Origin of the sequence: Cellulomonas sp. PhB150 (assembly GCF_003755175.1) — a bacterium.
GTDB lineage: Bacteria > Actinomycetota > Actinomycetes > Actinomycetales > Cellulomonadaceae > Cellulomonas.
Genome location: NZ_RKHX01000001.1, coordinates 1,201,098 through 1,223,451, shown reverse-complemented (window position 1 = coordinate 1,223,451; position 22,354 = coordinate 1,201,098). Strand labels below are relative to the sequence as shown.

The following is a 22,354-nucleotide window of genomic DNA, read 5'->3' as shown; positions in this document are numbered from 1 at the left end:
GCGCAAGAATCTACAGAACCATAAGCAACAGTGAGGAAGCGGCCCATGGCGTTCGACCCGGACCAGCTCGACGCGCTCGCCGCGGTGGTCCACGAGGGCAGCTTCGACGCCGCGGCGCAGCGTCTGCACGTCACCCCGTCGGCCGTCAGCCAGCGCGTGAAGGCGCTAGAACAGCAGGTGGGACGCGTGCTGGTGCTCCGGACGCGCCCGTGCCGGCCGACCGAGGACGGGGAGGTCCTCGTGCGGCTCGCCGGCCAGATCGACGTCCTGGGACGCGACGCGCTCGGGCAGCTCGTCCCGTCTCCCGGCAGCACGCGGCCGGTGCCCTCCGCCGCGGCCATGCGGCGCCTGCCCGTGGCCGTGAACGACGACTCGATGTCCACCTGGTTCCCCGACGCGCTCGCGGACCTGCCGGCCGACGTCCTGCTCGACCTGCGGCGGGAGGACCAGGACCTGTCCGCCGACCTGCTGCGCGACGGCACGGTCATGGCGGCGGTGACGGCCGACCCCCGCGCGGTGCAGGGCTGCCGCGTCCGGCGGCTCGGCGCGATGCGGTACCTCGCCGTCGCCGCGCCCGAGCGCAGGGCGCAGTGGTTCGGCGGCGGGCTGCGCGCCGAGGCGTTCGCAGCGGCGCCGCTGCTGGCCTTCAATCGTGAGGATGGCCTGCAGGAACGCTTCGTGGCGGCCGCGGTCGGGCGGCGCTCCGCGGCCCCGCTGGTGCACTACGTCCCGTCGCAGGGCGCGTTCGTCCGGCTCATCGAGGCCGGGATCGGGTGGGGCATGGTGCCGTCGGCAGCGGCGGCCGACGCGCTGGCCCGCGGGACGCTGGTCGAGCTGCGCGCGGGGCGCCACCTCGACGTGCCGCTCTACTGGCAGCACTGGGCGCTGCGGACCCCGACGCTCGACGACCTCACCGACCGCGTCGTGCGCGCCGCGGCGGCTGCCCTTCGGCCCGTCGCGCCGCACGGTCCCGCGCCTCGACGCGCGGCCGACCGACCGGTGGGCGACGGGTGAGTGACCACCGTGACAGCCGTCCGGCTTTGACCCCTCCGGCGGGCGGCGGCTAACCTGGTGACTCGTTGTGCGTCCCCGCACGCTGGCCGGTGTACTCAGCACCCGTCGCGTCGGCAGGGCCGGTGATCCCACTCGCCGGACCGCGGATGCCACCGACCAGCCATTGACGGCGGACCTGCGGCTTGCGGGCCCATGCCGCCACACCACGCAACACGAAACGAAGGCTACGACCGTGCGCACGTACACCCCGAAGCCCGGCGACGTCGAGCGGACCTGGTACGTCATCGACGCGAGCGATGTCGTCCTGGGCCGCCTGGCCACTCACGTGGCCACGCTGCTGCGCGGCAAGCACAAGGCGACCTATGCCCCCCACGTGGACGGCGGTGACTTCGTCATCGTCATCAACGCGGACAAGATCGCCCTGACCGGCAAGAAGCGCGAGAACAAGCTCGCGTACACCCACTCCGGCTACCCGGGCGGCCTGCGCGCCACCGCGTACTCGGACCTGCTGGAGAAGCACCCCGAGCGTGTGATCGAGAAGGCCGTCCGCGGCATGATCCCCAAGACGAGCCTCGGCCGTCAGCAGCTCGGCAAGCTCAAGGTCTACGCGGGTGCCGAGCACCCTCACGCGGCCCAGCAGCCGAAGCCCTTCGAGATCACCCAGGTCGCGCAGCAGGCCTGAGGCCGCTGCGCATAGAGACGACAGGAAAACCCGTGGCAGAGACGACGGTCGACATCGACCTCGAGGGCGACGACACCCCCACCAGCTACACCTCCGAGTCCGCGGCCCCCGCCGGCCGTGGCCAGAGCATCACCGCGCCGGCCAACGCGCTCGGCCGCCGCAAGGAGGCCATCGCGCGCGTTCGCCTGGTCCCCGGCACCGGTGAGTGGAAGATCAACGGGCGCACGCTCGAGGACTACTTCCCGAACAAGGTCCACCAGCAGCTGGTGAACTCCCCGCTGAAGCTCGTGGACGTCGAGGGTCGCTTCGACGTCGTCGCGCGCATCACCGGCGGTGGCGTCTCCGGCCAGGCCGGCGCGCTGCGCCTGGGCATCGCCCGTGCGCTCAACGCGATCGACGCCGAGCACAACCGCCCGGCCCTGAAGAAGGCCGGCTTCCTGACTCGCGACGCCCGCGTCGTCGAGCGCAAGAAGGCCGGTCTCAAGAAGGCCCGCAAGGCTCCGCAGTACTCGAAGCGCTGATCCTCGCGCTTGCGCACGATGGCCCCGCCGGTCGCGAGACCGGTGGGGCCATCGGCATGTCCGGCGGCGGACGACCAGGGAACGTCAGCACGCCTGTGGCGCGAGGGCTAGCGTTCAGCACGGACGACGAAGGGGTCTGACATGGGTCAGCTGTTCGGGACCGACGGAGTACGAGGACTCGCCAACCGCGACGTGACGGCCGAGCTCGCGCTCGACCTGTCGGTGGCGGCCGCGCACGTGCTCGGCACGCGCGGCGTGTTCGCGGGGCACCGGCCGCGCGCGGTGGTCGGGCGCGACTCGCGCGCGTCGGGCGAGTTCCTCGCCGCGGCGGTCAGCGCGGGCCTGGCGTCCGCTGGCGTCGACGTGAACAACGTGGGCGTGCTGCCCACGCCGGCGGTGGCGTTCCTGACGGCGTCCACCGGGGTCGACATCGGCGTGGTGCTCTCCGCGTCGCACAACCCGATGCCCGACAACGGCATCAAGTTCCTCGCGCGCGGCGGGCACAAGCTCGACGACGACCTCGAGGCCGCCATCGAGGCGCGCATCGGCGAGGACTGGGAGCGCCCGCTCGGGGGCGACGTCGGTCGGATCCGGGTCGACACGGGCAGCTCCGGCGCCTCCTACATCGACCACCTGGTCGGCACGATCGACACGCCGCTCGCCGGTCTGCGCATCGCGGTCGACTGCGCGAACGGCGCTGCGAGCGAGGTCGGACCCTCGGCCCTGCGCGAGGCGGGCGCCGACGTGGTCGTCATCAACGCGTCGCCCGACGGGCGCAACATCAACGAGAAGTGCGGCTCGACGCACCCGGAGCAGCTCCAGGCTGCGGTGGTCGCGTCCGGCGCGGCGCTCGGCGTGGCCTTCGACGGCGACGCGGACCGCTGCCTCGCGGTCGACCGGTTCGGCGTCCTCGTCGACGGCGACCAGATCATGGGTGTGCTCGCGCTGGCGATGCGGGACCGCGGTGAGCTCGTGGACGACACCCTCGTCACGACGGTGATGAGCAACCTCGGGCTGCGGCTCGCGATGGAGGCCGCCGGGATCGCGACGGTCGAGACCGGCGTGGGCGACCGCTACGTGCTCGAGGCGATGCGTGCCGCCGGGTACTCCCTGGGCGGCGAGCAGTCCGGGCACATCATCATGGCCAAGCACGCCACGACGGGCGACGGGGTCCTGACCGCGCTGCAGCTCGCCGCGCGCGTCGTCTCCACGGGCCGACCGCTGGACGACCTGGCGGGTGTGGTCCGCCGGCTGCCGCAGACTCTCGTCAACGTCAACGGTGTCGACAAGGCGCGCACGGACGACGGCCCGCTCGCCGACGCGGTCAAGCGCGCCGAGGACCGGCTGGGTGCCACCGGGCGGGTGCTGCTGCGGCCCTCGGGCACCGAGTCGCTGGTCCGGGTCATGGTCGAGGCCGCGACGCAGGAGGACGCCGACCGCGTCGCGCACGAGCTGGCGGACGTGGTGCGCGACCGCCTCGCACTGTGAGCGCTGTGAGCGCTGTGAGCGCCGGTGAGCGTGGAGTGAGCCCCCGGTGACCCCCGTGACCGAGCGCGACGTCGCGCTGCGCGAGCACGCGCTGCGGCTGCTCGACGCGGCCGGTGCCGGGCCGGCCCCCATCGTGCGGGCCGGCCACCCGGCCCTGCGCGGCGTGGCCGTCCCGTTCGACGGGCAGCTGGAGGGCGAGGAGCTCGACGGGCTGCTCGCCCTCATGCACCGCACGATGCGCGCGGCGCCGGGCGTCGGCCTCGCGGCTCCGCAGATCGGGCTGCCGCTCGCGATCGCGGTGCTCGAGGACCCCGGGATGACGTCCGAGCAGGTCGCCGCGGTGCGCGAGCGGGCCCCGCTGCCGTACCGCGTGCTGGTCAACCCGTCCTACGAGCCCGCCGGTGACGAGCCCGACGGCGACGAGCGGGTCGCGTTCTACGAGGGCTGCCTGAGCGTGCCCGCCTACCAGGCGGTCGTCGCCCGCTGGCGGTCGGTCCGGCTGACGGGGGCCGACGAGCGCGGCACGGCGCTGGACGAGGTCGTGACCGGCTGGTCCGCGCGGATCGTCCAGCACGAGACCGACCACCTGGGCGGCACGCTCTACCTCGATCGCGCCGAGCTGCGCTCGCTCGCGGCCGCCGACGAGATCGGCATGCGCTGGGCGAGCGAGCCGCGACCCACGGGGGCTGCCGAGGCTCTTGGCTTCGCCCTCGACGCGGGGTGACCTGGGCGCTGGCGGAGGTGCACCCGCGCCCCAGCGCATACCGTGAGGGCACGACGAACCTCGGGGGTGGGTGACGGTGGGGCTGGAGGAGTGGGCGCTGGCCCTCGCAGGATCCCCCTGGGTCTTCGTCGTCATGTACGCGTTCGCGACGGTCGACGGCTTCTTCCCCCCGCTGCCGAGCGAGTCGCTCATCATCGCGCTGGCCGCGTTGTCGGCCTCGTCGGGCGAGCCCAACCTGGTGCTGCTGCTGACCGTGGCCGCGCTCGGGGCCTTCACCGGTGACCAGATCGCGTACCAGATCGGCACCAAGGTGCACGTCCGCACGCTGCGGCTGCTGCGGTCCAAGCGGGCCCAGGCGTCGCTCGACTGGGCCGAGAACGCGCTCGACCGGCGGGGGGCGTCGTTCATCATCGCCGCGCGATACATCCCGATCGGCCGGGTCGCGGTGAACATGAGCGCCGGCGCGCTGGGCTACCCGCGACGTCGGTTCGTCGGGCTGACGGCCGTGGCCGCCGTGATGTGGGCCGCGTACTCCGCGGCCATCGGCATCGCGTCGGGGGCCTTCCTCGAGGGGCACCCGGTGGTCGCCGTCGGCGTCGGCGTGGTGGGCGGCATCGTCCTCGGGTTCCTGGTCGACTGGGCCCTGCGCCGGTGGCACGGACGGCACGACGACGCCGCAGACGAGCCCACGGACGAGGCCACGGACGAGCTCGCAGGGCTCGCAGCGGGGCCCGCCGACGACGACGGCTCGACGCCCTCGGGGAGCGACGACGACGCCCGTCCGGTCACGGGTCGCTCACGATCGGTGCCCCCGGCCTAACGATCCGGTCTCGGCGCGCGCGTTCACCCGTTCGGGCTCATACCCTCGAGGTGGGACGGCTGCGCTGCCGTCCCTCCACCACGTGGCGAACCCCGGTCAGGGGAGGCCTCGTCGCGCGCACGGGAAGGGGGCAGTCATGGGACGACGACTCGTGCCGGGTCTGCTCGCCGTGCTCGTGCTCGCCGGGTGCTCCTCGGCAGCTCCCGACCCCAGCCCGACGGTCCCGGTCGCGCACGTCGTCGAGGCGGCGGACTGCATGGCCCCGCAGGTGCTCGCCGCCCTCGACCTGACCCCGGCAGCGGGCACGGCCGCCACGGTGCCGTCGTCGGCAGCGCCGCACGTCGACGCGCCCGCCCCCGGCCGGGTCCCGAGCACGTTCGTGGCAACGGGAGCGGTCGAGTGCACGCCGGGCGGCACGCTCGTCGACAGCGCGGGCACGTGGAGCTCGGTGCGTGCGCGGCGGCTGGACGGGGACACGACGGCTCTGGAGGCGGCGCTCGCTCTCGCCCCGGCGCCGACGTCGCAGGGCTGCACGCCCGCGCCCGTGTCCCGCCTCGACCTGTGGCTCGTCGACGCGCTCGGCCGCGCGGTGCGTGCCTCGCTGCCCGAGGGCGCGTGCGGGGGCGGCCCACGGGCCGAGATCACCACGGCCCTCGACGCGCTCGAGGTCACCGACACCGCGACGTACCCGGTCGGGCTGCTGGAGCCGGCGCCGAACCCCTGACGTCAGATCTTGCGCAGTCGCACGCGCTCGACGGAGTGGTCGCGGCCCTTGGTCAGCACGAGGTCGGCGCGGCTGCGCGTCGGGAGGATGTTCTCCTCCAGGTTGGGCGCGTTGATCGTGTCCCAGATGTGCTCGGCACGCGCCACGGCCTCGTCGTCGGACAGCGCGGCGTACCGGTGGAAGTAGGAGTCCGGGTCCGAGAACGCCGTGCTGCGCAAGGACAGGAACCGGTCGACGTACCACTGCCGCACGTCGGGCGTGCGGGCGTCGACGTAGATCGAGAAGTCGAAGAAGTCGCTCACGGCGAGGTTCGAGGTCCCCGCGGCCGTCGGGCGTGCGGGCTGCAGCACGTTGAGCCCCTCGACGACGAGCACGTCCGGGTGCTGCACGACGATCTCGCGGCCCGGCACGATGTCGTAGGTGAGGTGGTCGTACACGGGCGCGCGGACCTCGGGTCGCCCCGCCTTGACCTTCGAGACGAAGCGGAGCAGCGCTCGCCTGTCGTAGGACTCCGGGAAGCCCTTGCGGTCCATCAGGCCGCGGCGCTCGAGCTCGGCGTTCGGGTAGAGGAAGCCGTCGGTCGTGATCAGCTGGACGCGGGGGGTCGCGGGCCAGCGGGCGAGCAGCTCGCGCAGGAGGCGGGCCGTCGTGGACTTGCCGACCGCGACCGAGCCGGCGACGCCGATGACGAACGGCGTCGCGACGATGTCCTCGCGCAGGAACGTGCTCGAGGCCTGGTGCAGGCCGCGCGTGGCCTCGACGTAGAGGTCGAGCAACCGGGAGATGGGCCGGTAGATCGCGTCCACCTCGGCCAGGTCGATCGGGTCGCCGAGGCCGGCGAGCCGGTCGACGTCCGCATCGGTCAGGGGCAGGGGCGTGGAGGCCGACAGGCGCGTCCACGCCGCGCGGTCGAGGTCCACGTACGGGGTGGACGGGGTGAGCGACGCAGGCACGCGCACGATTGTGCCCGACTCCCGCCGAGGCGGCCGTGTGGGGCTGGTCACGGGCGGGGCCCCGGGCGCGGCGCGATGCCCCGGATAGACTTGCCGCCATGTGTGGAATCGTCGGCTACGTCGGAAGCCAGCAGGCCAGCACCCGTCCCCTCGACGTCGTGATGGAGGGGCTGCGTCGCCTGGAGTACCGCGGCTACGACTCGGCGGGCGTGGCCCTCGTCGGCCCCGCGACCGGGCTGGAGACCGCCAAGAAGGCCGGCAAGCTCGCCAACCTCGTCGAGGAGCTCGACGCTCACCCGCTCGACCCCGCGACCGCCGCGATCGGCCACACGCGCTGGGCCACGCACGGCGGCCCCACCGACACCAACGCGCACCCGCACGTCGCCGGCCGCCTCGCCGTCATCCACAACGGCATCGTCGAGAACTTCGCCGCGCTGAAGGCCGAGCTCGAGGGGGAGGGCGTCACCTTCCTGTCCGAGACCGACACCGAGGTCGCGGCGCACCTCATCGCCCGCGCGTACGCGACCACGGGTGACCTCACGACCGCCATGACGAGCGTCGTCCGCCAACTGCACGGCACGTTCACCCTGCTCGCGGTGCACGCCGACGACCCCGGCACGGTGGTGGGCGCGCGGCACGACTCCCCGCTGGTCGTCGGCCTGGGTGAGGGGGAGAACTTCCTCGGCTCGGACGTCTCGGCGTTCATCGCCCACACCCGCGAGGCGCTCGAGCTCGGCCAGGACCAGGTCGTGACGATCACGCCGGGCTCGGTCAGCGTGACGAACTTCGACGGCTCGCCCGCCGACGCCCGCCGCTACACCGTGGACTGGGACGCGGAGGCGGCCGAGAAGGGCGGCTTCCGCTCGTTCATGGACAAGGAGATCCACGACCAGCCGCAGGCCGTCGCGGACACCCTGCTGGGTCGCACCGACGCCCGCGGGCGCCTCGTGCTCGACGAGGTGCGGATCGACGAGGGCATCCTGCGGGCCGTCGACAAGATCGTGGTGATCGCGTGCGGCACGGCTGCCTACGCGGGCCACGTCGCCAAGTACGCGATCGAGCACTGGTGCCGCATCCCGGTCGAGGTCGAGCTCGCGCACGAGTTCCGCTACCGCGACCCCGTGGTCAACGAGCGCACGCTCGTCGTCGCCGTCTCGCAGTCCGGCGAGACGATGGACACCCTCATGGCCGTCCGGCACGCGCGCGAGCAGGGCGCCAAGGTGCTGGCCATCGTCAACACGCACGGCTCGACCATCCCGCGCGAGTCCGACGCGGTGCTCTACACGCACGCCGGCCCGGAGATCGCCGTCGCGTCGACCAAGGCGTTCCTCTCGCAGATCACCGCCGCGTACCTGCTCGGCCTCTACCTGGCCCAGCTGCGCGGCAACAAGTACGCCGACGAGGTCACCGAGATCCTCGACGAGCTGCGCGCGATGCCGGACAAGATCCAGCAGGTGCTCGACCGTGCCGGCCGCGTGCGCGAGATCGCGCGCTGGATGGCGGACACCCAGTCGGTGCTGTTCCTCGGCCGGCACGTCGGGTTCCCGGTCGCCCTGGAGGGTGCGCTCAAGCTCAAGGAGCTCGCGTACATCCACGCCGAGGGTTTCGCCGCCGGCGAGCTCAAGCACGGCCCGATCGCGCTCATCGAGCCCGGCCAGCCCGTGTTCGTCGTCGTCCCCTCGCCCCGCGGCCGTGACTCGCTGCACTCCAAGGTCGTCTCCAACATCCAGGAGATCCGCGCTCGCGGTGCCCGGACGATCGTCATCGCCGAGGACGGCGACGAGGCCGTGCGGCCCTACGCCGACGAGGTCTTCTACGTGCCGCAGTCGCCGACCCTGCTCGCGCCGCTGCTGACCGTCGTTCCGCTCCAGGTGTTCGCGTGCGAGCTGGCGACCGCCAAGGGCCTCGACGTCGACCAGCCGCGCAACCTGGCCAAGTCCGTCACGGTCGAGTAGTGGACCTCGCGGCTGCGCAGGCCGAGGTCGAGACGATCTCGCGCGTGTACGCGCGCCTGCACGCGATCGAGCGCACCGACGACTGGCTCGTGCTCAAGCTGGGCGAGGAGATGGGCGAGCTCACGCAGGCGTACCTCGCGCACACGGGGCGCTCGCGACGGGAGCCCGACGACGGCGCGCTGGCGGCGGAGATGGCGGACGTGCTCGCGCACCTGATGCTCGTGGCGCAGCGCTTCGACGTGGACCTCGCGGCGGCGCTCGAGGCCAAGTGGTTCCGGTACCGGGACCTGATCACGGACGAGGACCGCACGTGATCGTCGGGATCGGCATCGACGTGGTCGACGTCGCGCGCTTCGTCGAGACCTTGCGCCGGGTCCCCTCGCTGCGCGACCGGCTGTTCACGCCGGCCGAGCGGGAGATGCCCGAGACCTCGCTGGCCGCGCGTTTCGCCGCGAAGGAGGCCATCGCCAAGGCGCTCGGGGCGCCGGCCGGGATGAGCTGGCAGGACGCGACCGTGCGGCGCGTCGCGGGCGCGCAGCCCGTGGTCGAGGTGATCGGGACGGTGGCCGCGCGGGCCGCCGAGCTCGGCGTGACGCGGTTCCACCTGTCGATCTCGCACGACGCGGGCATCGCGTCGGCCATGGTGGTCGCCGAGCGCGACTGACGCGCGCCGCATCTGACCGCTCGGTACTGTGCGCGTGGATCTGACAGCGAAGCCAGGGGGACACGTGAGCGACCAGGAGGGCTCGGACGAGACCGAGGTGCGGAAGGGCTGGGCCCGAGGCCCGGTCGTCGCCGCGGCGCTGCTGGTCGCCGGGATCGGCCTGATCGCTCTCGGGCTCCTCGGGCAGGATGCCTTGGCCTACGTCGCGGGCGCCGTGGCGACGGCCGCTGGTGTCGCGATGCTGCCCGCCGCGCTCCTCGCGCGCAGGGCCGAGGGCAGGGCCCCCCGGTGGTGGCCCGCGCTCGGTGCCGCGCTCGTCGTGGTGGCGGTGCTCGTCACCGTCCCGGCGGCGGCCGTGCGGTCGGCCGGTGACGGCGTCGTGTGGAGCGTCGAGCAGGAGAGCGGTGCGCTCGAGCCCGAGGACGTGGCTGCCGTCGGCGACGCGTACCTGCTCGTGAGCAGGTACCGGGTGGACGTGATCGACGCAGCGACCGGGCAGCGTCGGGGAGGGCTGGCCGTCTGGCCGGAGGTCCGCGGCGTCACGCCCGTCGGCTCCGACGGTGTGCTGGTCGCGAGCGACGGATCCGTGGCGTTCTACCGCGTGCGCCCCGCTTCGGCGGGATGGGACCTGAGCAGCACGCAGCCGGAGTGGCGGGCTACGAGCGCGTGCGAGAAGGACGGGGTGGTCGAGCCCGCGGCGGCCGACGGGGACCTGGTCCTGCTGATCGACGCGAGCTCGTGCGGCGGGACAGTCACGGCACGAGCTGCTGACGGGAGCATCACCTGGACACGCAGCGGCTTCGCCCGCGGGCTACCGGCGCTGACCGGTGAGCACGAGGGTCGCTACCGGCACCGCATCGTCGAGCCCCTGCCGACCGTCGGCTACGCGTTGTCGCGCGACGGTGACGAGGTCGTGACGGTGGACGTGCGGACGGGCGACGAGCTCGCCCGCACGCCGCGCGACGCCGGCCTGAGATCGGCGAGCGCCGACCTCGCCCTGTGGAGCGCGGTGTCCGACGAAGGGAGCGGGTGCGAGACCTCGGCAACCAGACGCGGCCAGGTGCTCTGGACGCGAGAGATGCCCTGCCTGGGGGAGACCGCGTGGACCGGCGAGCGGTACTGGGGCTCCGACGACCCCGTCGACACCTCGGTCGCTCCGACGATGCTGGACGTGGAGACGGGCGAGACCACGACGCTGCCGGGCGTCGACCAGTACGCGAGCACGGGCGACGTGCTGCTGTCGCGGTCGGATTCGATCCGAGCGGCGGTTCCGCCGAGCACAGCGACGGCCTGGACCTGGTCGGGGCGTGGCGCTGGGACCCTGGACAAGGAGGTCGGGCCGGGCACGGTCGCGCTGCGCAGCTCGCCGGTCGGCCTCAACCCGTTCGTGGGCTCGGACGCCACCCAGGTGACGGTGCTGGACGCGACGGACGGTTCAGTCCTCGGCTGGTACCGGCACGAGGACCTGAGAGTTGTCGGATCGCCGCAGGAGGGCGGGGTGCTGGTGGTCGACCGCGACCGGCTGACGTTGCTGGGCGCGGTCGACGACTGAGTCACCGCAGCTCGGGGACGACCTTCGTCTCGAAGAGCTCGATGCTCTGGCGGTCGTAGGCGGCGTCCGCGAAGTAGGTGATCGCGTAGGCCAGTCCCAGGCCCTGGAGCTCGGTGAGCTTCTCGACGATCTGCTCCGGGGTGCCGACGAGCGGGCCCTTGCGGAAGTCCTCGGCGATGCCCGGCGCCCGCTCGGGCAGCGTGTTCGCGTAGTGCTCCTCGATCCAGGCGATCCGGTCGTCGACGTCCGCCTGCGTCTCGCCGATGACCACGTTGTAGTTGGCCGAGCGGGTGATCTCGGCGAAGTCGCGCCCGATCGCGTCGCAGTGGCCGCGCAGCACGTCGGACTTGTGCGCGAAGGTCTCGGGCGTGCCGTCGAAGTTCGTGTACTGCGCGTGCTCGGCCGCGATCCGCAGGGTCTTGCGCTCGCCCCCGCCGGCGATCCACAGCGGCGGTCCGTCGACCTGCAGGGGGAGCGGGGCGAGCTGCGCCCCGTCCACCTGGTAGTGCCTGCCGTCCAGCGTCGCGACGCCGTTGGTCCACAGCTGCTTGAAGATCTGGACGCCCTCGTCGAGCATCGCGATCCGCTCGCCGGCCGTCGGGAAGCCGTAGCCGTAGGCGCGCCACTCGTGCTCGTACCAGCCGGCGCCGATGCCCATCTCGACACGTCCGCCGGAGATGACGTCCGCCGTCGCGGCGACCTTCGCCAGGTAGGCGGGGTTGCGGTAGGCCATGCACGTGCACATCTGGCCGAGGCGCACGCGGCTCGTCGAGGCCGCGAAGGCGTTGATCAGGCTCCACGCCTCGTGCACCGCCTGGCCGTTGGGCTCGGGGACGGCGTGGAAGTGGTCGTAGACCCAGATGGACTCCCACACGTCGCCGTCGTCGGCGTGCTTCGCGAGCCCGCTCATCACCTGCCAGTGGTCGCGGGCCTCGATGCCCGTGAGGTCCTGCCGCCAGCCCTGGGGGACGAACATTCCGAAGCGCATGACCTGCACGTTACCCGTGGGTTCGACATCGCGCCTGGCCCCCGGCGGTCGGACGGGCCAGGATGGTGGGGTGCTGCTCTCCTGGACGTCGTCGCAGGTCCGGGCCGCTGAGGAGCCGCTGCTCGCGGCCGGCGTCCCGCTGATGGACCGCGCCGCGTTCGGACTCGCGACGCACGTCGCGGCCCTGCTGCGCGAGCGGCTCGGGCGCGTCGGCGGCGCCCGCGTGGCGGTCCTCGTCGGGCCGGGCAACAACGGGGGCGACGCCCTGCTCGCCGGCGCACTCCTCGCCCGGCGCGGTGCGGCAGTCCGGGCCCTGACGGTCGACGACCGGGTCCATGCCGCAGGGGCGGCGGCGCTGCGGGCCGCGGGTGGCCGTGTCGTCCCGGCCGACGAGGGGCTCGCCTGGGCCGTCGACGCCGACCTCGTCCTCGACGGGCTCCTCGGCATCGGGGCCTCCGGCGGGCTGCGGGGCGCGGCCGCGGACCTCGTCGAGCGGCTCTCCGCCGACGTGCGGGGAGTGGTCGTGGCGGTCGACGCGCCCTCGGGGATCGGCGTCGACGACGGCTCGCTGCCCGGCCCCGTGCTCGCGGCGGACGAGACCGTGACCTTCGGCGCCGCCAAGCCCGGCCTCCTGCTGCCGCCGGCCGCGGGCGCGGTCGGCCGGCTCGCGGTCGTCGACATCGGGCTCGCGCCCGGCGGCGCGCCCGCCGTCGCCCGGCTCGACGACGCCGACGTGGCCGGCCTGTGGCCCGTGCCGCCCACCGACGCGCACAAGTACACGCGCGGGGTCCTCGGCGTGGTCGCCGGCGCGCGGCGCTACCCCGGCGCCGCGGTGCTCTCGACGACCGCGGCGGTGCTGGCCGGCGTCGGGATGGTCAGGTACCTCGGGGACGTGGGCGACCTCGTCGTCGCGCGGCGCCCCGAGGTGGTCATCGGTGTCGGCCGCGTGCAGGCGTGGGTGTTCGGGCCGGGGGTCTCGCCCGACGACGCCTCGCAGCGCCGCCGCATCGAGCACGCGCTCGAGGGCGTGCACGAGCGCGGTGAGCCCGCGGTGTGCGACGCCGGCGCGCTCGAGCTGCTGCCGGCGCGCGTGGGACCGCACGTGGTGCTCACGCCCCACGCGGGCGAGCTCGCGCGCCTGCTGGCCACGCGCGGCGAGCAGGTCGACCGGGACGTCGTGGAGGCCGAGCCGCTGCGCTGGGCCCGCCGCGCGCACGAGCTCACGGGTGCGACGGTGCTGCTCAAGGGTGCGGTGACGATCGTCGTCGGTGCCCAGGGGGCCGTCTACAGCCAGGCGGACGCCCCGTCCTGGCTCGCCACCGCGGGTGCCGGTGACGTGCTGGCCGGGCTGCTCGGCGCGCTGCTCGCGGGCCGCGCCGACGACATCCACGAGGACCCCTCGCTGGCGGCGGCCCTCGCGGCGGCAGCGGCGCTCGTGCACGGCCGGGCCGCGCACCGGGCCAACCCCGGCGGACCGGTCGCTGCGCGCGCGGTGGCCGTCGCGCTGCCCGAGACGATCGCGGCGCTGCTGGCGGGCGCGTGACGCTCGACGCCGGGCTGGCCGCCCGGGCGCGCGCGCTCGCGGACGGCGGGCGACGGCTCCTCGGCATCGCGGGCTCGCCGGGCGCGGGCAAGTCGACGCTGTCCGCGGCGGTCGCCGCCGAGCTGGGGGAGCGGGCGGTCGTCGTGCCGATGGACGGGTTCCACCTCGCGCAGTCCGAGCTCGAGCGGATCGGCCGCGCGGACCGCAAGGGCGCGCCGGACACCTTCGACGCCGACGGGTTCGTCGCGCTCCTGCGTCGGCTCCGCGCGGGCGTGGGCACGGTCTACGCGCCCGAGTACCGCCGCGACCTGCGCAACCCCGTGGCGGGGGCGATCGCCGTGCCGCCCGAGGTGCCGCTCGTCGTGGTCGAGGGGAACTACCTGCTGCTCGAGGCCTTCGGGTTCGCCCCGGTCGCGGACCTGCTCGACGAGGCGTGGTTCGTGGCGCCCGACGACGCGGTGCGGCGCGAGCGCCTCGTCGCGCGGCACGTGGCCTTCGGCAAGACCGCGGACGCGGCGCACGCGTGGTCGCACGGGCCCGACGAGCGCAACGCGGAGCTCGTCGCCGCGACCGCCGGGCGCGCGGACCTCGTCGTGCGGACCACCTGAGAGACTGGCGCCGTGAGCTCGTACCCCGCGCGCGCCGTCGTCGACCTGGCCGCCATCCGGAGCAACGTCCGCAGCCTCGCGGCGCACGCGCCGACCGCGCAGGTCATGGCCGTCGTCAAGGCTGACGCCTACGGCCACGGCCTGGTGCCCTCCGCGATCGCCGCGGTCGCCGGGGGTGCCGCCTGGCTCGGCGCCGCGCAGGTCCCCGAGGCGCTCGCGCTGCGCGCCGCGGGCGTCGTCGGTCCGCGCGTCCTGACCTGGCTGTACGCGCCGGGCGCGCCGCTGCGCGAGGCGATCGAGGCGGACGTCGACCTGTCCGTGGCGACGCGCTGGGCGCTCGACGAGGTCGTCGCGGCTGCCCGTGCCGCCGGCCGCACCGCCCGCATCCACCTCAAGGTCGACACCGGGCTCGGCCGCAACGGGCTCAACGCGACCGACTACGCGGCCCTGCTGCCCGACGCGCTGCGCGCCGAGGCCGAGGGCGCCGTGCGCCTCGTCGGCGTGTGGTCGCACCTGGCGTTCGCCGACGAGCCCGGTCACGCCGTGGTCCGCGATCAGGCGGTCGCGTTCGCCGCGGCCGTGCAGCTCGCCGAGGACGCGGGCGCTCGGCTCGAGGTGCGGCACCTGGCCAACTCCGCCGCGACGCTGACCAACCCGTCGATCCACTACGACCTCGTGCGGCCCGGCCTCGCGGTGTACGGGCTGTCGCCCGTGCCGCAGCTCGGCGGCCCGGACGACTTCGGCCTCGTGCCGGCGATGACGCTCGAGGCGCCGCTCGTCAACGTCAAGGCGTGGCCGGCCGGTGGCGGCATGTCCTACGCCCACCAGTACGTCACCGACCGGGACACCGTGCTCGGCGTCGTGCCGGTCGGGTACGCCGACGGGGTGCCGCGGCACGCCTCGGGCACGCAGGCCGCGCCGGGCGGGCCGCTGCTCGTCGGGGGCCGGCTGCTGGGGGTCGCGGGGCGCGTGTGCATGGACCAGGTGGTCGTGGACCTCGGTCCCGGCGCCACCGACCGGGCCGGGGACCCCGTCGTGCTGTTCGGCACGGGCGCGGACGGCGGCCCCACGGCCGAGGACTGGGCCCGTGCGGCGGGCACGATCTCCTACGAGATCGTCACGAGGATCGGACCGCGCGTGCCGCGCGTGCACGTCGACAGCAACCCTGAGGGTGAGGAGCAGCAGTGAACGAGGTCGTCGTCCGTCTCCCCGACGCCGAGGCCACGCGAGCGTACGGCCGCGCGCTGGCCGCGCTCCTGCGCGCGGGTGACCTGCTCGTCCTGACGGGCGACCTCGGCGCAGGCAAGACCACCCTGACGCAGGGCCTCGGCGCGGGCCTGCACGTGCGCGGCCAGGTCGCCTCGCCCACGTTCGTCATCGCGCGCGAGCACCCGCCGCTGCCCCGGGAGGACGGCACCCGCGGACCCGCCCTCGTGCACGTCGACGCCTACCGTCTCGGCTCGCTCGACGAGGTCGACGCCCTGGACCTGGACGCCGGGCTCGACGAGTCGGTGACCGTCGTCGAGTGGGGCGCGGGCTGGGTCGAGGGCCTGGCCGACGACCGCCTCGAGGTCGCCCTGCAGCGTCCGCGCGGAGGCGTGGTCGACGAGGCCGACGGCGACGGCGGGGCGGGGGAGCGTGTCGCGACCGTGCGGGGCGTCGGCGACCGCTGGGCCGGCGCCGTCCTGCCCGGAGCCACCGGCACCGACGTGGCAGGCTGATCCCGTGCCCGTTCTTGCTCTCGACACCTCCGGCGCCGTCGCGGTCGCCCTGACCTCGGACGCCGGCGAGGTCCTCGCCGCCCGGGCCGACAGCCAGCAGCGGCACCACGCCGAGCTGCTCGCTCCCATGATCGAGTCGGTACTCGCGGAGGCGGGTGTGGACCGTCGCGAGCTGACGGCGGTCGTCGTCGGCACGGGACCGGCGCCGTTCACCGGCCTGCGCGTCGGGCTCGTCACCGCGCGCACGCTCGCGCTCGGCCTGGGCATCCCGGTGCTCGGCGTCCCGTCGCTCGACGCGATCGCCCTCGCCGCCTCGCGGGTCGCGCCGGTCGGCACGACGATCGTCGTCGCCACCGACGCCCGCCGCCGCGAGGTCTACTCGTCCACCTACCGCGCCGACGGTCCGGGCCTCGTGACCGTCCTCGCCGAGCCCGCCGTGGGCGCGGCGAGGACGGTCACGGTCGAGCCGGGCGCGCTCGTCGTCGGGCGTGGCGCCGCCCTCTACCCCGAGGCGCTCGGCGCGCACACCGTGCCGGACGGCCTGCTCGACCCCGACCCCGCCGAGCTCGCCGTCCTGGCGATCGCCCGCCGCGCCGCCGGCCTCGACCTGCCGACCGAGCCGCTCTACCTGCGTCGCCCCGACGCCGTGCCGCCCGCGGCCAGCAAGCGCGTCGGGGGATGAGCGTCCGCCCGCTGACCGCGGCGGACCTGCCGGTGCTCGAGACGCTCGAGCGCGAGCTGTTCGGCGCCGGGGCGTGGTCGGCCGCGATGCTTGCCGAGGAGCTCGTCGGGCCTGGCCGCTGGTACGTGGGCGTGGAGGTCGACGGAATCCTCGCCGGCTACGCCGGGTTGTGGTTCGACGGGGACGACGCGCAGGTCATGACGATCGGCACCGCCACGGCGCACCAGGGCCGTGGGCTGGGTGGCGTGATGCTGGCGGCGCTCGTCGCCCGGGCGCGCGAGATCGGTGCCGCGTCCGTGCTGCTCGAGGTGCGGGTCGACAACGAGCCCGCGCTGCGGCTGTACGAGCGCGCGGGCTTCACGCGGCTCGGCCTGCGCCGGGGGTATTACCAGCCGGAGAACAAGGACGCGTGGACGATGCAGCTGGGGCTGACGTCGGCACAGAACGGGGATGCTCATGAGTGATCGCGACGACGTCCTGGTCGACGCCGTGGGACTGGCCGCCGCGCTCGCGGGGGACGAGCCGCCCGTGCTGCTCGACGTCCGCTGGGCGCTCGGCCGCACCGACGGCCACGAGCAGTACCTGGCGGGTCACCTGCCGGGCGCGGTGTTCGTCGACCTCGACGCCGAGCTCGCCGCACCGCCGAGCCCCGCGGAGGGCCGCCACCCGCTGCCCGCCGTCGCGGACCTCGAAGCCGCCGCGCGGCGCTGGGGCGTGCGCGAGGACCGGGCCGTGGTCGCCTACGACGGTGGTGGAGGCATCTCCGCGGCGCGCGCCTGGTGGCTCCTGCGCTGGGCGGGGCTGCGCGAGGTGCGCCTGCTCGACGGCGGCCTGGAGGCGTGGACGGCAGCGGGACTCCCGCTCGAGGCCGGCGCGGTCGTCGCCGAGCCCGGCGACCTCGTCGTGCGGCCCGGGGGCATGCCGACGATCGACGCCGACGACGCCGCCGCGTGGGACGGCCCCCTGCTCGACGCCCGGGCCGCGGAGCGGTACGCGGGCGAGGTCGAGCCGGTCGACCCGCAGGCGGGCCACATCCCCGGTGCGGTCTCCGCGCCCACGGCGAGCAACCTCGACGCCGACGGGACCTTCCTCGCGGCCGACGCGCTGCGGGACCGGTTCCGTGCGCTCGGAGCCGCGGCGGGTGCGCCCGTGGCCGTCTACTGCGGTTCCGGCGTGACCGCCGCGCACGAGGTGGCCGCGCTGGCCTCGGTCGGCATCGAGGCCGCGCTGTACCCGGGCTCGTGGTCGCAGTGGTCCAACGACGAGGCCCGCCCGGTCGCGACCGGCTCCTGACACGCGCCGCCGCGCGCACGCATGGCCCCGCCCGCCTGAGTCCTCAGCGTGAGTGCAGTTCTCGTCGCAGCGATCGTGCACGCCAGCAGCGTGATCGCTGCGACGAGAACTGCGTCCATCGCGCGTGCGGTCGGGCGCGGGTTGAGCGAACGGGTCCGGACATGCCGCGGGCGCGCATCCCGGTGGGGGATGCGCGCCCGTCGGCGGTGCGTCAGACGGTCAGCGAGACCTGGTCGTAGGACAGGCGCTGCCCGCGCGGGTACGTGGTGCCGACGCCGTCGCGGTGGCCGACGTTGATGATGAGCTGCGACTTCCAGCCGTTGTCGGCGAAGAACTCCGCGTCGACGCCGTCGGTGTCCAGGCCCGCCATGGGGCCGGCGTCCAGGCCGGCGGCGCGCAGGCCGACGATGAGGTAGCCGAACTGGATGAGCGTGTTCATCCGCGCCATCTGCTCGCGGGTCTCGGTCTGCGGGTGCAGCGCCTCGCCGAGGGCCGCCATGTGGGGGGCGAGGAACGGCATGTGCTCGTGGAAGCCGGGGTCCGAGGCGACGATGAGCGTCACCGGGGCGGCCAGGACGCGGTCGCGGTTGCCGTCGTTCACGTGCTTCGCGAGGCGCTCGCGGGCCTCCGGCGTGCGCACGACGAGCAGACGCAGCGGCGTCGTGTTGATCGCGGTCGGGCCCCACTTCACCAGGTCGTAGACGGCGGCGAGCTCCTCGTCGGTCACGGGCTGGTCGGTGAAGGACGCGATGGTGCGCGCCTCGCGGAACAGGAGGTCGGCGACGTCGTCGGCGACGGCGAGCGCGGGAGCGGGGAAGTCGAGGCCGTCGAGGACGGTGGTGTCAGTCGTCATGACTCGTACAAGATTCAACGACCTGGCGGTGTTCCGCGTGCGGCCGTGACGCTCGTCACGCCACCCGGCACACCTATCCTAGGACGCATGGCTGAACCCCTCGTCCTCGGGATCGAGACCTCTTGCGACGAGACGGGGGTGGCGCTCGTGCGCGGCCACGACCTGCTGGTCGACGCCGTCGCCTCGTCGGTCGACGAGCACGCACGATTCGGCGGGATCATCCCCGAGATCGCGTCGCGCGCCCACCTCGAGGCGATGGTGCCCACGATCGAGCGCGCGCTCGCCACGGCCGACGTCTCGCTCGGCGAGGTCGACGCGATCGCCGTGACCGCCGGTCCGGGTCTCGTCGGCCCGCTGACCGTGGGCGCGTCCGCGGCCAAGGCGCTGGCCATCGCTCTCGACAAGCCGCTCTACGGCGTCAACCACGTCATCGGGCACGCGGTGGTCGACGAGCTCGTCGACGGGCCGTTCCCGGAGCGCGTCATGGCGCTCGTCGTCTCCGGCGGGCACTCCTCGCTGCTGCTCATCGACGACACCGTCAATGTCACCGAGCTGGGCTCCACGCTCGACGACGCCGCGGGGGAGGCCTTCGACAAGGTCGGTCGGCTGCTCGGCCTGCCCTACCCGGGTGGACCCCACATCGACCGGCTGGCACGCGAGGGCGACCCCGCGGCGATCCGGTTCCCGCGCGGCCTGACAGCGCCCAAGGACCAGGCCAAGCACGCGACCGACTTCTCGTTCTCCGGGCTGAAGACCGCCGTCGCCCGGTGGGTCGAGGCGCGGCAGGACGCCGGCCTGGAGATCCCGCTGCCGGACGTCGCCGCCTCGTTCGCGGCCGCGGTCGCGGACGTCCTGACGGCGAAGACGATCGCCGCCTGCCGGGCGCAGGGGGTCTCGACGCTCGTCGTCGGCGGCGGCTTCTCCGCCAACTCCCAGCTGCGGGACATGGCCGCCGTGCGCTGCGCCGAGGCCGGCATCGAGCTGCGGATCCCGCCGATCCGGTACTGCACGGACAACGGCGCGATGATCGCCGCGCTCGGTTCCGCGGTGGTGCGGCGCGGGCTGCCGCCGTCGTCGCTCGACATCCCCGTCGACTCCTCGATGCCGCTGACCACGGTCCTGGTCTGACCCCTCCCGCAGACCGGCGAGCTACAGCGGCCGGCCGGCCCTGAACTCGGAGACGAGCGACGCGACCACCGCGTCGAGCTCTCCCGCGTTGCGGCGGGCGACCGCGCGCTGGCGCTGGTAGGACGCACCGCGCCGCAGGATCACGCGGACCTGCTGGAGCTCGGCGGAGCACCCGAGGCGCTCGGCCACGGGCGCGAGGACCGTCAGCCAGTGGGCGATCGAGTCCGTGACGAGCTGCTCGTCCCCCGCGGCGTTGGTGATGATGATGGCGTCCATGCCGTAGCGCGCGGACCGCCACTTGTTCTCCTGCAGGAACCACGGCGGCATCGTCGGCAGCGTCTCGCCCTGGTCGAGCAGGGTGGAGAAGTGCTCGACGAAGCAGTGGGTCAGCGCGGAGATGGCCGTGACCTCGAGCAGGTTGGCGGCGCCGTCGGCGATCCGCATCTCCAGCGTGCCGAACCGGGGCGCGGGGCGGATGTCCCAGCGGACCTCGTTGAACTGGTCGATCACGCCGGTGTGCATCATGTCGCCGACGTACTGCTCGAGCTGCTCCCACTCGTCGAACCCGAACGGCAGGCCGGCCGTCGGCAGCTGCTGGAACAGCAGCGCGCGGTTCGAGGCGTAGCCCGTGTCCTTGCCGGCCCAGAACGGCGACGACGCGGACAGCGACTGGATGTGCGCGAACACGGTGAGCATAGCGCGCGACAGCGGCAGCACCTTGTCGCGGTCCTCGACGCCGACGTGCACGTGCACGCCGTAGATGAGCATCTGCCGGCCCCACCACTGCGTGCGGTCGATGAGCGTGGCGTAGCGCTGCTTGTCGCTGACCTTCTGCGTGGCCCAGTTGGCGAACGGGTGCGTGCCGCCGCCCATGAGGTCGATGCGCAGGGGAGCGGCGGCCGCGGCGACCTCGTCGAGCGCCCGCTGCAGGTCGTCGGCCGCCTCCCGCACGGTGACGCACTTGCCCGACGAGACCTCGATGGTGTTGCGCAGCAGCTCCTGCGTGATGTGCGGGTTGTCCGTGCCGTCGTCGGACCGCACCGCGTCCAGCACCGTCTCCGCGGCCTGGCGCAGGTCGCCCGAGTCGGCGTCGACGAGCGCGACCTCCCACTCGATGCCGACCGTGGAGCGCTCGGACTGCGCGAACGGGATCTGCACGGGCGCGGCCATCACACCACCTCCACGACGAGGATCTGCTGGTGCCCGGCGACGCGGGTCAGGACGATCGTCGCCTCGGCGTCGCCGCGCAGGTCGAGCTGCTTGCGCAGCTGCTCGGGCACCACGGCGGTGCCCCGCTTCTTGATCGTCAGGCGCCCGACGCCGCGCTCGCGCAGGTAGGTGCGCAGCCGCTTGAGGCCGAACGGCATGGTGTCGAGGACCCGGTAGGCGGTGGCCGACGGGTCCCGGCGCAGCGAGTCGGAGGTCACGTAGGCGATCGTCGTGTCGACGAGCCGGCCGCCGACCCGGACCGCCACGTCGCCGACCAGCCCCGCCCGGATGACCGCGCCGTCCGGCTCGTACAGGTACGCGCCGACCGGGCCCGCGTCGGCGAGCGCCGGGCCGTCGGGTCCCGGGGCGACGACGTGCGCCTGACCGCGGGCCAGCAGCAGCGCGGAGCGGCCGGGGCCCTCGGGAGCCAGCGGGCCGAACCAGAGGCCGACCTCGACGACGTCGCCGTCCACCGAGACCCACTGCGCGTGCGCGTCGTCGGGCAGCGCGGCGTGCGGGATGCCCGGGCCGAGCTTGAGGCCGAGCGCCGGCACGGACTCGCGCAGCGCGAGGACCGAGTCGAGCGACGGTGCGTACGCGGCGGGGTCGAAGACGCGGGTCCCGCGCGAGGTGCGGCGGGCGGGGTCGGCGTACAGGCCGTCGATGCCCGCCAGGTCGAGCGTCAGCCCGTCGCCGTGCCGCACCACGGCCTCGGGGAAGTGGCGCAGGTTGACCGTCGCGATGGCCGCGGTCATCTCGTCGACGTCCGACGCGGTGACCCGCAGGCCGACCCCCGCGAAGGCCATGGCGTCCGCGCCGATGCCGCACGTGAGGTCGGCGACGTGCGTGAGACCGGCGTCGCGGTACCGGCGCGCGTGGTGCGCGCCGACCTCCAGGCGCGTCGCCTGCTCGAGGCCCGCCTGGGTGAACAGCATGCCGTCGGCGAAGTCGCCGAGCTTGGCGTGTGCCTTGGCGCGCAGCCGCGACTGCGTGAGGGCGGCTGCGACGAGGACGGGGTCGAGCCCCTCGTCGCGCAGCCGCTGGGAGATCGTCATGGCGAGCTTCTCGTCGTACGGCGGCAGGGCGGACAGCAGCGCCCAGCCCTCCGGGGCGAGCAGTGCGGTCAGGCCGGCGGGATCCACGCGCTGATCCTTCCATGCGCGCCCCGCGGACGAGCCACCGGCGAGGTTCCGCCGAGCACCCGTCGAGCAATGTTGGCACTCAGGTTGACC

The 22,354-nt window shown here is 74.2% G+C and carries 24 protein-coding genes; 19 read left to right on the top strand and 5 right to left on the bottom strand.

Annotated elements, in window-relative coordinates:
• Positions 1–45: 45 nt before the first annotated feature.
• From EDF34_RS05630 to EDF34_RS05600, 7 genes are all read left to right on the top strand, one after another.
• The gene (locus EDF34_RS05630) at positions 46–1,014 is read left to right on the top strand and encodes a LysR family transcriptional regulator ArgP (RefSeq protein ID WP_123370293.1); all 969 of its coding nucleotides are present in this window, start codon (positions 46–48) and stop codon (positions 1,012–1,014) included.
• A gap of 232 nt (positions 1,015–1,246) precedes the next feature.
• Entirely contained in the window at positions 1,247–1,696 is a 450-nt protein-coding gene (gene rplM, locus EDF34_RS05625) for a 50S ribosomal protein L13 (protein WP_118767743.1), read from the top strand.
• Positions 1,697–1,728: 32 nt separating this feature from the next.
• Positions 1,729–2,217 carry a 30S ribosomal protein S9 gene (gene rpsI, locus EDF34_RS05620; protein WP_118767744.1) on the top strand — a complete coding sequence of 163 codons (489 nt, stop codon included), beginning with the start codon at positions 1,729–1,731 and terminating at the stop codon, positions 2,215–2,217.
• A 141-nt stretch (positions 2,218–2,358) separates the two neighbouring features.
• Positions 2,359–3,705 (top strand): phosphoglucosamine mutase, encoded by a 1,347-nt coding sequence (gene glmM, locus EDF34_RS05615; RefSeq protein ID WP_123370292.1) that lies wholly within the window; start codon positions 2,359–2,361, stop codon positions 3,703–3,705.
• A gap of 55 nt (positions 3,706–3,760) precedes the next feature.
• Positions 3,761–4,429 (top strand): peptide deformylase, encoded by a 669-nt coding sequence (locus tag EDF34_RS05610; RefSeq protein WP_123370710.1) that lies wholly within the window; start codon positions 3,761–3,763, stop codon positions 4,427–4,429.
• Positions 4,430–4,505: 76 nt separating this feature from the next.
• The gene (locus tag EDF34_RS05605; protein WP_233575194.1) at positions 4,506–5,249 is read left to right on the top strand and encodes a DedA family protein; all 744 of its coding nucleotides are present in this window, start codon (positions 4,506–4,508) and stop codon (positions 5,247–5,249) included.
• 136 nt (positions 5,250–5,385) lie between these two features.
• The gene (locus EDF34_RS05600; RefSeq protein WP_148076583.1) at positions 5,386–5,973 is read left to right on the top strand and encodes a hypothetical protein; all 588 of its coding nucleotides are present in this window, start codon (positions 5,386–5,388) and stop codon (positions 5,971–5,973) included.
• 2 nt (positions 5,974–5,975) lie between these two features.
• Here the strand turns inward: EDF34_RS05600 and coaA are convergent, their stop codons facing one another.
• Entirely contained in the window at positions 5,976–6,926 is a 951-nt protein-coding gene (gene coaA / locus EDF34_RS05595; RefSeq protein ID WP_123370290.1) for a type I pantothenate kinase, read from the bottom strand.
• Between the two features lie 98 nt (positions 6,927–7,024).
• Here coaA and glmS point away from each other — a divergent pair, with 98 nt between their 5' ends.
• The 4 genes from glmS to EDF34_RS05575 all read left to right on the top strand — a co-directional run bounded on the left by glmS (position 7,025) and on the right by EDF34_RS05575 (position 11,097).
• Positions 7,025–8,881, top strand: a complete 1,857-nt coding sequence (glmS, locus tag EDF34_RS05590; protein WP_123370289.1) for a glutamine--fructose-6-phosphate transaminase (isomerizing) — start codon at positions 7,025–7,027, stop codon at positions 8,879–8,881.
• Positions 8,881–9,195: a MazG nucleotide pyrophosphohydrolase domain-containing protein gene (locus EDF34_RS05585; RefSeq protein WP_123370288.1), complete on the top strand. Its 315-nt coding sequence runs from the start codon at positions 8,881–8,883 to the stop codon at positions 9,193–9,195. Before glmS ends, EDF34_RS05585 begins: the two co-directional genes overlap by 1 nt.
• Positions 9,192–9,545 (top strand): holo-ACP synthase, encoded by a 354-nt coding sequence (locus EDF34_RS05580; RefSeq protein ID WP_123370287.1) that lies wholly within the window; start codon positions 9,192–9,194, stop codon positions 9,543–9,545. Before EDF34_RS05585 ends, EDF34_RS05580 begins: the two co-directional genes overlap by 4 nt.
• A 64-nt stretch (positions 9,546–9,609) precedes the next feature.
• On the top strand, positions 9,610–11,097 hold the full coding sequence (locus EDF34_RS05575) for a hypothetical protein (protein ID WP_123370286.1): 1,488 nt from the start codon (positions 9,610–9,612) through the stop codon (positions 11,095–11,097).
• Position 11,098: 1 nt separating this feature from the next.
• Here the strand turns inward: EDF34_RS05575 and EDF34_RS05570 are convergent, their stop codons facing one another.
• A complete protein-coding gene (locus EDF34_RS05570; RefSeq protein ID WP_123370285.1) occupies positions 11,099–12,085 on the bottom strand; it encodes an LLM class F420-dependent oxidoreductase in 987 nt (328 codons plus the stop codon).
• Between the two features lie 70 nt (positions 12,086–12,155).
• On the opposite strand from EDF34_RS05570, the gene EDF34_RS05565 reads away from it, so the two are divergent.
• The 7 genes from EDF34_RS05565 to EDF34_RS05535 are packed head-to-tail and all read left to right on the top strand — an operon-like array spanning position 12,156 to position 17,932.
• On the top strand, positions 12,156–13,628 hold the full coding sequence (locus EDF34_RS05565) for an NAD(P)H-hydrate epimerase (RefSeq protein WP_123370284.1): 1,473 nt from the start codon (positions 12,156–12,158) through the stop codon (positions 13,626–13,628).
• Entirely contained in the window at positions 13,625–14,236 is a 612-nt protein-coding gene (locus tag EDF34_RS05560) for a nucleoside/nucleotide kinase family protein (RefSeq protein WP_123370283.1), read from the top strand. The genes EDF34_RS05565 and EDF34_RS05560 overlap by 4 nt, the downstream gene beginning before the upstream one ends.
• Before the next feature lie 12 nt (positions 14,237–14,248).
• Positions 14,249–15,424 carry an alanine racemase gene (gene alr, locus EDF34_RS05555; protein ID WP_123370282.1) on the top strand — a complete coding sequence of 392 codons (1,176 nt, stop codon included), beginning with the start codon at positions 14,249–14,251 and terminating at the stop codon, positions 15,422–15,424.
• Positions 15,421–15,957: a tRNA (adenosine(37)-N6)-threonylcarbamoyltransferase complex ATPase subunit type 1 TsaE gene (gene tsaE / locus EDF34_RS05550; RefSeq protein ID WP_123370281.1), complete on the top strand. Its 537-nt coding sequence runs from the start codon at positions 15,421–15,423 to the stop codon at positions 15,955–15,957. Before alr ends, tsaE begins: the two co-directional genes overlap by 4 nt.
• Before the next feature lie 4 nt (positions 15,958–15,961).
• Positions 15,962–16,639, top strand: a complete 678-nt coding sequence (gene tsaB, locus EDF34_RS05545) for a tRNA (adenosine(37)-N6)-threonylcarbamoyltransferase complex dimerization subunit type 1 TsaB (RefSeq protein ID WP_123370280.1) — start codon at positions 15,962–15,964, stop codon at positions 16,637–16,639.
• The gene (gene rimI / locus EDF34_RS05540) at positions 16,636–17,103 is read left to right on the top strand and encodes a ribosomal protein S18-alanine N-acetyltransferase (protein WP_123370279.1); all 468 of its coding nucleotides are present in this window, start codon (positions 16,636–16,638) and stop codon (positions 17,101–17,103) included. Before tsaB ends, rimI begins: the two co-directional genes overlap by 4 nt.
• Positions 17,096–17,932, top strand: a complete 837-nt coding sequence (locus EDF34_RS05535) for a sulfurtransferase (RefSeq protein WP_233575193.1) — start codon at positions 17,096–17,098, stop codon at positions 17,930–17,932. The genes rimI and EDF34_RS05535 overlap by 8 nt, the downstream gene beginning before the upstream one ends.
• A gap of 211 nt (positions 17,933–18,143) precedes the next feature.
• Here EDF34_RS05535 and EDF34_RS05530 read toward each other — a convergent pair whose 3' ends face one another.
• Positions 18,144–18,785: a malonic semialdehyde reductase gene (locus EDF34_RS05530; RefSeq protein ID WP_123370277.1), complete on the bottom strand. Its 642-nt coding sequence runs from the start codon at positions 18,783–18,785 to the stop codon at positions 18,144–18,146.
• Between the two features lie 87 nt (positions 18,786–18,872).
• On the opposite strand from EDF34_RS05530, the gene tsaD reads away from it, so the two are divergent.
• Positions 18,873–19,913 carry a tRNA (adenosine(37)-N6)-threonylcarbamoyltransferase complex transferase subunit TsaD gene (gene tsaD / locus EDF34_RS05525; protein ID WP_123370276.1) on the top strand — a complete coding sequence of 347 codons (1,041 nt, stop codon included), beginning with the start codon at positions 18,873–18,875 and terminating at the stop codon, positions 19,911–19,913.
• Positions 19,914–19,934: 21 nt separating this feature from the next.
• On the opposite strand, the gene EDF34_RS05520 is transcribed toward tsaD, so the two are convergent.
• Together EDF34_RS05520 and EDF34_RS05515 are read right to left on the bottom strand one after the other, a co-directional pair.
• Positions 19,935–21,083, bottom strand: a complete 1,149-nt coding sequence (locus tag EDF34_RS05520; protein WP_123370275.1) for a glutamate--cysteine ligase — start codon at positions 21,081–21,083, stop codon at positions 19,935–19,937.
• The gene (locus EDF34_RS05515) at positions 21,083–22,264 is read right to left on the bottom strand and encodes a class I SAM-dependent methyltransferase (protein ID WP_123370274.1); all 1,182 of its coding nucleotides are present in this window, start codon (positions 22,262–22,264) and stop codon (positions 21,083–21,085) included. Before EDF34_RS05515 ends, EDF34_RS05520 begins: the two co-directional genes overlap by 1 nt.
• Positions 22,265–22,354: the final 90 nt, after the last annotated feature.

Coding starts and splice junctions, on each gene's coding strand:
- EDF34_RS05630 (WP_123370293.1), top strand. CDS start 46: ATGGCGTTCGACCCGGACCAGCTCGACGCGCTCGCCGCGGTGGTCCAC.
- glmM (WP_123370292.1), top strand. CDS start 2,359: ATGGGTCAGCTGTTCGGGACCGACGGAGTACGAGGACTCGCCAACCGC.
- EDF34_RS05600 (WP_148076583.1), top strand. CDS start 5,386: ATGGGACGACGACTCGTGCCGGGTCTGCTCGCCGTGCTCGTGCTCGCC.
- glmS (WP_123370289.1), top strand. CDS start 7,025: ATGTGTGGAATCGTCGGCTACGTCGGAAGCCAGCAGGCCAGCACCCGT.
- EDF34_RS05570 (WP_123370285.1), bottom strand. CDS start 12,085: ATGCGCTTCGGAATGTTCGTCCCCCAGGGCTGGCGGCAGGACCTCACG.
- rimI (WP_123370279.1), top strand. CDS start 16,636: ATGAGCGTCCGCCCGCTGACCGCGGCGGACCTGCCGGTGCTCGAGACG.
- EDF34_RS05535 (WP_233575193.1), top strand. CDS start 17,096: ATGAGTGATCGCGACGACGTCCTGGTCGACGCCGTGGGACTGGCCGCC.
- EDF34_RS05530 (WP_123370277.1), bottom strand. CDS start 18,785: ATGACGACTGACACCACCGTCCTCGACGGCCTCGACTTCCCCGCTCCC.
- tsaD (WP_123370276.1), top strand. CDS start 18,873: ATGGCTGAACCCCTCGTCCTCGGGATCGAGACCTCTTGCGACGAGACG.
- EDF34_RS05520 (WP_123370275.1), bottom strand. CDS start 21,083: ATGGCCGCGCCCGTGCAGATCCCGTTCGCGCAGTCCGAGCGCTCCACG.